The sequence below is a fragment of the Bacillus sp. FSL L8-0152 genome (assembly GCF_038006365.1).
Classification (GTDB): Bacteria; Bacillota; Bacilli; order Bacillales; family Bacillaceae_G; genus Bacillus_A; species Bacillus_A cereus.
In genome coordinates this window covers 1,505,840-1,517,782 of record NZ_JBBOVB010000001.1, presented here as the reverse complement: position 1 = coordinate 1,517,782, position 11,943 = coordinate 1,505,840, and the positions used below count along the sequence as shown (strand labels likewise).

Here is an 11,943-nt window from a genome sequence, read left to right as displayed (position 1 = left end):
CATGTAGCCTTTTCTTTAAGAGTATCCTTATAAAAATATGATATACTATATGGAAGAATTTTTAAAATGAGGGGTTATTTATTTATGCTTCCAAACGATGCTACTGTATCTCATGAAAAACGAATTGAAGAACTAGAAAATAAAGTACGTTTTTATGAAGAACTTGTGAATCAATTACCACATCATTTCACATACAAAAATCCACATATTGGTTTACGAATAAAGAAAACCAGAACAACTCATTCCATTCAAGAAATACCAAAAGAAAATAAAGAAGCTAATTTTCAACTTACTTGTGATTCATTATTTTTATTTGAACAACTTGAAAAACACTTTGTTCATATTTTTGATGCCTTTTCACATCATGTAACCTTTGTCGATAGTAAAGGGAATATTACTTTATGTAATCAAGTTGCCGCAGATGATTTCGGTGTAATACGTAATGATATTATTGGAAAACCAATTCAACAATTACTAAACTTGCCGGAAGAAAAAATTAAAGCAATTGAAACATTAAGAACGGGAACAGAAATATATAATGAAGAAGTTTTAGACAAAAATTACGGTATTATAAATAACCGAATTATTCGTGATTATAACGGTGAGATTTTTAGAGTTATTAGTGTCTTTCATTATTTAAATACAGAACGTGATGCAGAGAAGTTTTCGTTAGCAGGGCGAATCGCAGCTGGAATTGCACACGAAGTACGAAATCCTCTTACAACAGTACGAGGATACTTACAATTTTTACAAGAAAGCGTTTCTACATCAAATCAAGAGTTATTTAAAAACTTGCTTATCCCTGAATTAGATCGTGCAAATAATATTATTACAAAATTTTTAGCTGTTTCAAAAACACGGGAATTTACAAGAGAACCGTTTCCGATCAATACATTTTTACGTGACTATATTCAACAGTTACTAGCTAGTGAAGTCTCCTTGCATAACATTTCAATTGATTATAACTTCTCTAATGAATTAGATGATATTTTAGTCAATATTGATCGACATGAACTTGTTCAAGTGTTTTTAAATCTATTTCAAAATGCCGTCGATGCTCAAGGCGACAAACCTCTTTCTATTCAAATCACTAGTTATCGCCTTGATAACTTCGTTCGGATTACTTTCACAGATAATGGAATTGGTATTCCTCCAGCTATTCAAGAATATATCTTTGATCCATTCTTCTCAACGAAGGATTCGGGAACAGGACTAGGCTTGTCAGTAACAAAAAAAATCATCCAAAATCATAACGGTACGCTCAAAATGACTAGTGCTCCAGACGGTACAACCTTCACTATTTCTATTCCGATTTTACCTAAAGTAAATCGTGAAGCAATTAACTTATAAAATGATAATGCTGTTCTATGAACTCCCTTTAATTGTTAAGCAAACTCTAACAATTAAAGGGAGTTTTTTTATGCTAATTTATTCTCTTTAAAACATATAGATTTTTCTCTACTTTTTTATTGTTCGTGTTAGGTAGGTAAACTTCTTATTTTTTGAGAAATAGTAGTTTGTCCATCACGAATTTAATTTGAATTTCATTTTAATATATAGTAACGACTATTTATTCTATGAAAGAAAGGAATGAAAAGATGAACAATAAAAATAAAGGAAAAGTATTTTATGGTAATGATTGTTGAGAAGTAAGAGCATGTAGCCATATTAACATCCCTAAGTCAGAACTTACAGAATTTGTTAGACTTCTTCAAGCTCTTGGTCAAGCTATTCTAGTTCAATATGGATCTGGTTGCCTAGGTGGAGGAACTACGGGGACTACTGGTGCTCAAGGGCCTCAAGGCGCTCAAGGACCTGCGGGCGATACAACTGCGACACTATCTGTCTTCCGAATTTACTAACCACAATTTCCGAAAATATTTTGGGAGAACTAAGCACATTTATAAGTAATAGATGTGATTTTGATTGTCTATTAAATCTCTCTTTTAATAAAAAGGAGCACTTATTTGGGAGGATAAGTGCTCCTTCTTTACGTTTCTTTACCTCAAATTTACTCTATCTTAATCCTCATTTTGTATGATAAATAATGAAGTCAAAGATATGAAAGAGGGATGAAAAATGAGAGTTATGTCACTGATACGCATTTGGATTGCTCTTATGGTATGCATTATTTTATGTGTAGGATTTTTTTTAACTCTAAAATATTCCACTATTTCAAAAGCGGAGAGAAAAACAGTTCCATACAAACTTTTGTATACGAAACAAAACGACATCCCTTATTCCAATTCCACAAATAATGAAAAAAAAGTTATAAAAGGAATGCTTATTACGAAAGCTTCTAACTACGAAACTCTACTTCAAATTGCTGAAACGATTAAAGATCAGTATACAAATAAAGGAATTGATGAAATCACGCTGTCTATCCATAATGAAAATAATGGTAGTTATGAAGAAGAATTACCTTACGAACCGATTAGTAAAGGAACAATAATCGTCACATACGATTCTCAATCTTTTGGCATTACGAACATTACTCTTAATGAATAGTAGCATTTATCTCACTCATTATGAGCTCACTTTATTTTTCACACGAGAAAGAGGCGAATAATGAAATTCGCCTCTTTTTTTACCATAATGATGGAATCCACTCTTTCACTTTATCAAACCACTCTTGCTGTTCTTTTTTCCTTTGTTGCTCTTCTTCTTGCCTTTTCTTTTCTTCTTCTTTTCTTCGCTTTTCTTCTTCAATTGTTTGCAATTGTTTTTTATAGTCCGCCTCAGATATTAACGACAATTGGAACGCTTTTTGGGCTGGGTTTGCATTTGCTTTTTTCATGATATCCCGGAACATCGTCGTTGTAATTTGGCTACCACCCGGAACATAATGCTCGCTATCTGTTTTGTCATATCCTACCCAAATCGCACCTACTAAATCTGGTGTGTATCCTACAAACCACGAGTCCTTTGCCCCTACGCTCGGGCCATTTACAAGTTGAGTCGTCCCTGTCTTTCCTGCTGTATCAACATTATTAACTTTCGCTTTTCCACCTGTTCCCTTTTCTACAACACCTTTTAATAAATACGTCATCTTTTGAGCGATTTTCTCACTCGTCACTCGTGTCTCTTTCTTATACCATTTCCCTATTATCTCCCCTTCAGCATTTTGAACTTCTCTAATTGCATGAGCCTCTACTTGAACCCCATCATTAGCGAATGTACTATATGCTTGGGCCATTACAAATGGAGATGTCCCTACATGCATCCCACCTAAAGCAATTGGATACGTACGGTCTTCTGGTACTAATGGAATACCAAATCGCTCTAAAGATTTCAATCCTTTATCTAATCCTATTTGTTCTAATAACCACACAGCAGAAACATTATACGACTTTGCTACCGCTTCGTACATTGTCACATTACCATGAAAAGCCTGATCACTATTTTTAGGTTCATATTCTTTAATATGAAATGGTTCATCCTTTAATATATCGTATACCTCATACCCTTGTTCTAAAGCGGGTACATATACAGCTAGAGGCTTTAATGTTGAACCTGGCTGTCTTTTTAATTGCGTAGCATGATTAAATTGTAAAAACTGATATGGTCCTCTCCCCCCAACTAAAGCTGGAACACCGCCTGTTTTGGGATTTATAAGGACTACACCCGTTTGCATAAGTTGATCTGAGCCACTATCTTTGAAATAACTATCATTATTCACAACATCTTCTATAGCTTGTTGTTTTTTCGGATCCAGCTCAGTATAAATACGATAACCACCTGCTAAAATTTCATTTTGTGTTAATTCATACTTATCCATCGCTTCTCTAACTATATAGTCTACATATTGGGAGTATTTACCTTTATATTTATCATCAACCCCACGTTTTAATACAAGGCCTGACTCTTTTTCTTTATTGTATTGCTCTTCAGAAATATATCCTTGTTCCTTCATTAAACTTAATACGACATTACGTCGTTCAATTGATTTATTAAAGTTTTTATAAGGCGAATACGCAGACGGCGCTTTAATTAAGCCCGCGATCGTTGCAGCTTCTGAAATTGATAAATCTTTTACCTCTTTATCAAAATAAGATTTAGCTGCCCTCTTTATCCCCCAAGCACCTTCCCCAAAATAAATTTGATTCATATACATTTCAATAATTTCATCTTTTGTATAAGTACGTTCTATTTTTTTCGTTAAAAAGTATTCCTTTATTTTACGAGAAAATGTACGATCTTGTGTCAGAAATACATTCTTCGCGAGTTGCTGTGTAATCGTACTTCCCCCTGCTACAACTTCTCCTGCTGTAATATTTTTAAAAACTGCACTTATAATTCCACTATAATAAATACCATGATGGTTAAAAAATCCCTTATCTTCTACTGCAACAATTGCCTGAACCATAATATCAGGAATATCTTTTCTTTTAACGCCTTCTGTTTTCGAAGAAGCTAATTTAGTTGCGACCTCATTATTTGCATCATAAATTAAAGTCGGTTGTGGAACAGCTTGTTTTAATTCAGATATGTCTTGAATGGAAATTATTATATTTACAGCAATAAATAGAGTAACGAGTACACTTCCCAATACAATTAATGAATTACGAAGTTTCTTCCTCTTATTGAACCACTCAAGCATTTTTTTAAAATGAGTGTTCTTCAATTTCATTCGTTCACTTCCTTCATTTATTTACACTCTTCTTTTTAAAAGGAAGAATATACCGCCTTTTAAATTTATTATAATAACGTAGTCATTCCTATAGTGTAAAGCTTTTCTTTTACATTCATACTTTTTGCAAGAAAAGGACATTCTACAAGTAAGATATTCACTATTGGATATTAATATTATTAATAGAACAACAAGAGTTATGTTAAGTTTTTGTAAACTTTTCGATAAAATGTTTTAAAAAACGACAGTTTTTTGTTAGAATTGATTAGCCAATATATTTTACATATATTACTTTTGTGGGGGTAACAATAATGGTCTTTAAATCAAAAAAAGATAAATTTTCTGAAATGTTAATGAATGTTTCCGAAAATTTAAAAGAAGGCGCGCAATTTTTCGTGGAGTATAAAATTAAAAATGCTAGCGATTTAAAAGAGTTTTCTATGCGCATGAAAGAGTATGAGTCAAAAGGTGACTCATTTATTCACGAAATCATTATGGAGCTAAACAAAGCGTTTATTACTCCGATTGAACGTGAGGACATCCTACAACTTGCAATGAGTATGGATGATGTATTAGACGGATTAGATCACAGTGCTGGTCTGTTCGAAATGTATTCTATTACAGAAGCTGATGAATACATGATTAAATTCGTAGAAGCAATTAATCAATGTGCAATTGAAATTGCAAATTCTGTTGAACTACTGTCTAAAAAGAAGTTAGTCGACATTCGTACGAACGCGATTAAGATTAAGGATTACGAATCACAATGCGATGATATTCGTCGTCATGCGATTAAGCACTTATTCTCTCGTGAGAAAGATCCGATTAAGATTATTCAATTTAAAGAGATTTACGAAGAGCTTGAAGAAGTAGCTGATAGCTGTCAAAGCGTTGCAAACGTATTAGAAACAATTATTATGAAGAATGCGTAAGGAGTTTGATCATGGATACACTCTTGATACTGACCGTTTTAGTAGTCATTTGCGCTTTAGCTTTTGACTTTATCAATGGATTTCACGATACAGCAAACGCTATTGCAACGGCTGTTTCAACGAAAGCTCTAAAGCCTAGACATGCAATTATTATGGCAGCTATTATGAACTTTTTAGGTGCAATGACATTTACAGGTGTAGCAAAAACGATTACAAAAGATATCGTTGACCCATTTGCTTTACAAAATGGTTCTCTTGTAATTTTAGCTGCTTTACTTGCGGCGATAGCATGGAACTTAATTACTTGGTACTACGGTATCCCAAGTAGTTCTTCGCATGCAATTATTGGCTCAATCGCAGGTGCAGCCATTGCTGCTGCTGGTATTAGCTCATTAAACCTTAAAGGATTCATTAAAATTCTTGAAGCTTTAATCATTTCACCAATTATCGCTTTCGTTATTGGTTATATCGTATACAGTATTTTTAAAGTGGTCTTTAAAAACTTTAACTTAACGAAAACGAACAAAAACTTCCGTATATTCCAGATTTTCACTGCAGCATTACAAGCCTATACACACGGTACGAATGATGCACAAAAAGCAATGGGAATCATTACGATGGCTCTTATGGCTAATAACTATCATACTTCTAGCGATATTCCGTTCTGGGTACAATTATCTTGTGCTATCGCAATGGGGCTTGGTACTTCTGTCGGTGGATGGAAAATTATTAAAACTGTCGGTGGACAAATTATGAAAATTCGTCCTGTAAATGGTGTAGCTGCCGATTTATCATCATCACTTGTTATTTTCGGTGCAACATTCATTCACTTACCGGTTAGTACGACGCACGTTATCTCTTCTTCTATTTTAGGGGTTGGTGCTTCTCACCGTGTGAAAGGGGTAAAATGGGGAACTGCAAAACGTATGTTAATTACATGGGTTATTACACTTCCTATTTCAGCTTCTTTAGCTGCTCTATTTTACTACCTATTACATTTTGTTTTCTAATCAAAAGTCGTCTTCCTTATTTTTCTAGGAAGACGACTTTTTTGTGAACAAGCCTATTTCTCATTAAAAAGCGTGTATAATAATTGGTGGATAAGTTATTTAGAGGAGTTGGCAATTTTGGAATACATCATGTTACTTTTCATCGGACTAATCGCCGGGACAGTCGGCAGCCTAGTTGGGCTTGGAGGCGGAATTATTATTGTTCCATTATTAATTGGATTACACAGTTTATCACCACAACTTGCAGTAGGGACTTCTATGGTAACAGTCGTTTTTACAGGGCTATCTTCCACCCTTACTTATATGAAGCATAAACGAGTAGATTATAAAAGTGGACTTATTTTATTTATCGGAAGCGGCCCTGGTGGTATTATCGGATCATGGGCAAATAAATTTTTAAACCAAGACACATTTTCTTTATACTTTGGGGTTTTCCTTATATTCGTCTCAATTCTACTTATGCTTCGAGACAAATTAAAACCGCTTTCCCTCTCAAATACGTCTGTAATTAAGCGTTCTTTTACAGATAATGATGGAAATACTGTGCACTACCAATTCCCACCGTTTCTTGCTATCTTTATTGCCTTTATAGTTGGGTTTATATCTGGGTTATTTGGAATTGGTGGCGGTGCCTTACTTGTTCCAGCAATGATGCTTCTTTTTGCATTCCCAGCACATATTGCAGTAGCAACTTCAATGTTCATCGTATTTCTATCAGCAATTGTAAGTTCTGCAACTCACATCTCACTTGGAAATGTCAGCTGGATTTATGCATTAATCCTTATTCCTGGTGCATGGATCGGCGGAAAAATCGGGGCTTACATTAATACAAAACTAAGTGGTAACGCCGTAATTAATTTATTACGTATTACGTTAATTATTCTTGGAACTAGATTAATCATTATTTCCCTTTTATAACGTATTCTTTTTAGAATGCGTTTTTCTTATACACATGAATATAAAAATCCTCCGAGGAGAACAAATAAAATTAAACAAACACATAATAACATATAATTTGAAATATGTACTTTCTTCAAGTTGACCACTCCTATAACTGCGACTGTTATCTTTATGATAGCGAAAAAATAGTTCACTTGCAGTTACAGAGTGCTAACAATGCAAAATCAATTATTACAAATTTTATCCTTATATTTCATTTCTTTGTATATTCTATCGATTTAATAAAAAAAGATGTCATATTGACATCTTTTTTAGTGAAGAAGTGACCATCCCATAAAGTCTTCATGTACTTGGCACGCCCTCTTATCATTTCGATCATATAATTCAGCATAACTATCTGTTTCTTCATCATAAGCCATCGTATAAATAATTTGGCCGTCTACTTCAACGGATAAAACGACTCCACCTTTCATCTCTTCTACATGAATGATAGCATTCGCCGGAATTCTCATATCCGTCATTCTCATCGCATCTAACAATATACTAAACCCCCTACAGCGTATTCATTGCTAGTACTATTACACACTAAATAGTATACTACTGTAATAGCATACATTTCGTCAATGAAATTGCTGTTGAAATAGCATATTGTCTATATACATATACGCTAAAATAGAAGAAATAGAAACATATTAATGGGGGGCTAACATTGATTCTACACAAAGGAGATGTACTATTCCGTCAAGGCGAGGACGGTCCTTTATACTTTATAAAAACAGGCTTATTAAAAGTAGTTCGGCTAGAGGAAGACGGAACACCATTTTTATTCAACATTATCGTTCCAGGTGAAACGATACCTCATCATTCTTTGATTTCACCGAAAGAATATCACGGTACAGCTATCGCTTTAATAAAAACAGAAGTTGAACCGATCACTAGTAGTGAATGGTATGAGAGACTTCAAGCAAATCCCGAATCATATGCCAACATCGCTATGCAATTGCAATCTAAATTAAGAATGATGCAACAACGAATTGATCAATTGACAACCGTCTCTCCGAAAGAACGTCTTCATCGTTTACAAGAATGGTTCACATTATATTTAGGTGACATTCCTATATATGAAATATTAACACAAACTGAAATTGGTCAACTGATAGGCATACGCCGTGAAACAGTTAACCGTTTATTACGAGAACAAATAAAAAACGAGGTAAAATAAATACCTCGTTTTTTTGTTTATTCTCATTCGTCTTATTGTAAGCTTGTTGCTGGGCCGAAAAATTCATAATGAATATGCTCTTGTTTCACACCTAAATCAGTTAGTGTAGCATTTATATGCTTCATAAATGCTACTGGACCACAAAAATAAAATTCTGCTTCAGTTGTCGGAATAATAGTTTTTAACCATTCGCTTTCAACGAAACCTTCTTTATCAAAGTTCTTCATTTCTATATCTTTTTCAGTCGGTGCAGAATAACAAGTATATGCTTTAACTTGTTCATATTCATTTTCTACTGCCTTAACGTGTTCTTTCATTGCATGTGTATTACTATTTATTGCTGCATGAACAAAATATACATTACGTTTTGAATCTTGTTCAATTAACGTATTTAACATACTCATCATCGGTGTAATCCCTACTCCACCACTAATTAGTACAACTGGTAATATTGAATCCATATTTAACACGAAATCTCCCGCTGGTGCACTTACTGGTAAAACATCTCCTTCTTTTACATGTTCATGTAAGTAATTAGACACTTTACCGTCTGGTGTATCTACACCTTTTTCTTTCTTTACACTAATACGATAATATTCTTTCCCAGGTGCATCGGATAAACTGTATTGACGATTATGTGTATATGTCTCACCTTCAATATTGATTTGAACCGTTACATATTGACCTGGGATGAATGAAGAAACTTTCCCTCCATCTTCAGGTTTCAAATAAAATGACGTAATAACATCGCTTTCCTTCACTTTTTTAACAATCACAAAGTTGCGGAAGTCTTTCCATCCACCTTCTTTATGTGCAGCTTCTTCATACATCTCTGCTTCAATGCTAATAAATGCATCAGCAATGACACCATATGCTTCTCCCCATGCATTTAAAACTTCATCAGGTGCACCTGCGACTTCTTTAATGGCACGTAGTAAACATGTACCTACAATCGGATAATGCTCAGCTTTAATACCTAAACTTCTATGCTTATGACCAATTTGTTTTACAACTGGAATAATTGCTTCTAAATTATCAATGTACGTTGCAGCTGCATAAACAGCATTCGCTAACGCTTGTTGTTGTCTTCCCTTTTTCTGATTCGTATGGTTAAAAATATTCAATAACTCCGGATGTTCTGAAAATAAAATTTGATAAAATCTCGTTGTAATTTCAACGCCTTTTTCTTGTAATAATGGTACTGTTGACTTTACGATTTCAATTGTTTTTGCACTTAACATTGTATCCCACTCCTCTATTTCCTTAACTGTTTTTAGTTTAACTGAATCTTATAATGCAGATTGTGATTTTAATCACTATTAACACGTTGTTTTTGTGAATAATATATGAACATTGCATTTACAAAAGAAAATAAGCTAACTAGAATTCTAGCTAGCTTATTATTTTGTTTGTATAGCTTGTTCAATTACCTTTCTATCTTTCCCATCACCAAACTCCGTATACCCCCAGATATTCGTTTCACCTCTATATTTATTTACGATAATATCCAAATCATGATATACACGGTGGGCATACACTACATACTCAATATTTTGAAGTTCCACACCTTTTTTTACAATTTCATAACTTCTATTTACATCGCGTTTTATTTTTTCATTCTTTATTTCCGTATGTATATTTTTTAAAGATGGTTCTTGTTGTTGAAACCATTGCTTAAATTGCTTCCAATCCCCGTCTGTATAATTCTCTGCTTTACCGTAATTTAAGAAATTATTATAGCTTTCATGTGTCATTCGAATAAAATCTAGCACTTTTGTCTCTTCTTGCACATCTTCTACTTGAGCTATTGTATTTACCTCAGCAGGCTTATTCGCATAATGTAACAGCACTTTCATAAGACTATAACTCGCAATGATCATTACGATAATAATCCCGAATACACTTAACAATTTCTTCATATACAGAACTCCTTCTCTACTAAAGATATTACAATGTATGACTATACTTGTAACATTCTCTCGTAGAAATATAATTCCTGTATTAATTCTTCCTATCATTTCGACAATATTTTTCTACACATTTCGTCTTGGCAAATGCTCCTGTAAAACAATATAACCTTCATAAGCTGTATAACCAAGTATAGCTATTAATCCGATATAACAAGCAAATACTGTCCATTTCGTTTTCGTATCCACTTTATAATAGTTTTCTTGTTGTTCCTTTTCTGTTTTCCATTCATTTAATTTTCTTTCTGACGCTTCAAATGCTTCTCTTATGTGAATAGTATACTCATCTATTTCATCTTCATATGGAACATAATCTAACGGTTCAAACTTCGGTAAAAGATACTCTAACACTTCCATTTTTTGAAGTTCACCTATTTGTAACTCTTTTTCCCGTTCACTTTGTCTTAATGCATTCATCTCATGATGCATCATGTATATAGTCCGATGTACAGCTCCAGTTTCTTTTAATTCCTCTTCAAGCCTAGCAACATATTCTTTCATTCCATCAATTTTATGCCCTAATTCCTTAATCGGCTCATCTCTCTTTATCACTCTGTATAATTCCATACAACCGATAATAACAATAAATCCTCCCAAAATACTTTTAAAGTAAATTGAATAGCCAAGTAATAAAATAAGGCCTGCTCCCCAAATTTTAGTACTGACAACTGAAATAATTCGCCCACCATCTAGCGGCGAAACAGGAATTAAATTAAAGAAATTAATCATACTTCCAAGCAAAATAACAAGCGCCCAAAACGGCTCTTGCGTCATTATATAAAGTGGGATCGCTGGTAAAAATGAAAGAAGTCCGAAAAGCGGCCCCATATAGGCGATGTAAGCTTCATCTTTCGCATTTTTCGGCATCTCTTTCATTCCAATAAGGGCCCCCATAAACGGAATAAAGATTGCTGGCGATGTTGGGATCCCCTTTCTTTTCGCAGCCCATAAATGGCCCATTTCATGAACAAACAACAAATAAATGAGCGCCACTCCAAATTTCCAACCATATAGAACTGCGTATGCGCCAAGCGATAGAAACATACTAAATACCGTTGAAAACTTTGCTAATTTAAAAATTGCAAATACCCACTTTAACTTAGACAGTAAAAATAGACCTATCGCAACAATAATTCCCCATAATCCTTTTTTATTATTTTTCATATTCCTCTCCTTTATCTCTCATTAATGAATCATATTCATTCATCAAAGCTTGTTCTTTTCTCTATTATGACATATTTTTTTCTATTGTTAGAAATAATGTTTATTTAATCCATTTTTA

Annotated in this window: 11 protein-coding genes and 1 pseudogene; 7 read left to right on the top strand and 5 right to left on the bottom strand. The window is 33.7% G+C overall.

Going from position 1 to position 11,943, the window contains the following annotated elements; all coding sequences use genetic code 11:
- Positions 1-84 precede the first annotated feature (84 nt).
- The 3 genes and pseudogenes from MHH27_RS07750 to MHH27_RS07740 all read left to right on the top strand — a co-directional run bounded on the left by MHH27_RS07750 (position 85) and on the right by MHH27_RS07740 (position 2,508).
- Positions 85-1,350, top strand: a complete 1,266-nt coding sequence (locus MHH27_RS07750) for an ATP-binding protein (RefSeq protein ID WP_053564899.1) — start codon at positions 85-87, stop codon at positions 1,348-1,350.
- Positions 1,351-1,577: 227 nt separating this feature from the next.
- Positions 1,578-1,862, top strand: a pseudogene (locus tag MHH27_RS07745) (hypothetical protein).
- 217 nt (positions 1,863-2,079) lie between these two features.
- On the top strand, positions 2,080-2,508 hold the full coding sequence (locus MHH27_RS07740) for a hypothetical protein (RefSeq protein ID WP_065228522.1): 429 nt from the start codon (positions 2,080-2,082) through the stop codon (positions 2,506-2,508).
- A 79-nt stretch (positions 2,509-2,587) separates the two neighbouring features.
- On the opposite strand, the gene MHH27_RS07735 is transcribed toward MHH27_RS07740, so the two are convergent.
- Positions 2,588-4,630, bottom strand: a complete 2,043-nt coding sequence (locus tag MHH27_RS07735) for a transglycosylase domain-containing protein (RefSeq protein ID WP_340942138.1) — start codon at positions 4,628-4,630, stop codon at positions 2,588-2,590.
- A gap of 311 nt (positions 4,631-4,941) precedes the next feature.
- Here MHH27_RS07735 and MHH27_RS07730 point away from each other — a divergent pair, with 311 nt between their 5' ends.
- From MHH27_RS07730 to MHH27_RS07720, 3 genes are all read left to right on the top strand, one after another.
- A complete protein-coding gene (locus tag MHH27_RS07730) occupies positions 4,942-5,562 on the top strand; it encodes a DUF47 domain-containing protein (RefSeq protein ID WP_000231445.1) in 621 nt (206 codons plus the stop codon).
- Between the two features lie 11 nt (positions 5,563-5,573).
- Positions 5,574-6,572, top strand: a complete 999-nt coding sequence (locus MHH27_RS07725) for an inorganic phosphate transporter (protein WP_000380276.1) — start codon at positions 5,574-5,576, stop codon at positions 6,570-6,572.
- 117 nt (positions 6,573-6,689) lie between these two features.
- Positions 6,690-7,490, top strand: a complete 801-nt coding sequence (locus MHH27_RS07720; RefSeq protein ID WP_053564902.1) for a sulfite exporter TauE/SafE family protein — start codon at positions 6,690-6,692, stop codon at positions 7,488-7,490.
- A 293-nt stretch (positions 7,491-7,783) separates the two neighbouring features.
- Here MHH27_RS07720 and MHH27_RS07715 read toward each other — a convergent pair whose 3' ends face one another.
- Entirely contained in the window at positions 7,784-8,011 is a 228-nt protein-coding gene (locus tag MHH27_RS07715; protein ID WP_000883009.1) for a hypothetical protein, read from the bottom strand.
- A gap of 170 nt (positions 8,012-8,181) precedes the next feature.
- Between MHH27_RS07715 and MHH27_RS07710 the strand changes: the two genes are divergently transcribed.
- Positions 8,182-8,694, top strand: coding sequence for a Crp/Fnr family transcriptional regulator (locus MHH27_RS07710; RefSeq protein ID WP_000600585.1), 513 nt, complete (start codon positions 8,182-8,184; stop codon positions 8,692-8,694).
- Positions 8,695-8,726: 32 nt separating this feature from the next.
- On the opposite strand, the gene hmpA is transcribed toward MHH27_RS07710, so the two are convergent.
- From hmpA to MHH27_RS07695, 3 genes are all read right to left on the bottom strand, one after another.
- Complete coding sequence (gene hmpA / locus MHH27_RS07705; RefSeq protein WP_340942135.1) at positions 8,727-9,935, bottom strand: NO-inducible flavohemoprotein; 1,209 nt, start codon at positions 9,933-9,935, stop codon at positions 8,727-8,729.
- A gap of 159 nt (positions 9,936-10,094) precedes the next feature.
- Positions 10,095-10,613 carry a hypothetical protein gene (locus MHH27_RS07700; protein ID WP_053564903.1) on the bottom strand — a complete coding sequence of 173 codons (519 nt, stop codon included), beginning with the start codon at positions 10,611-10,613 and terminating at the stop codon, positions 10,095-10,097.
- A gap of 114 nt (positions 10,614-10,727) precedes the next feature.
- On the bottom strand, positions 10,728-11,825 hold the full coding sequence (locus MHH27_RS07695; protein ID WP_064531931.1) for a site-2 protease family protein: 1,098 nt from the start codon (positions 11,823-11,825) through the stop codon (positions 10,728-10,730).
- Between the last annotated feature and the right edge of the window lie 118 nt (positions 11,826-11,943).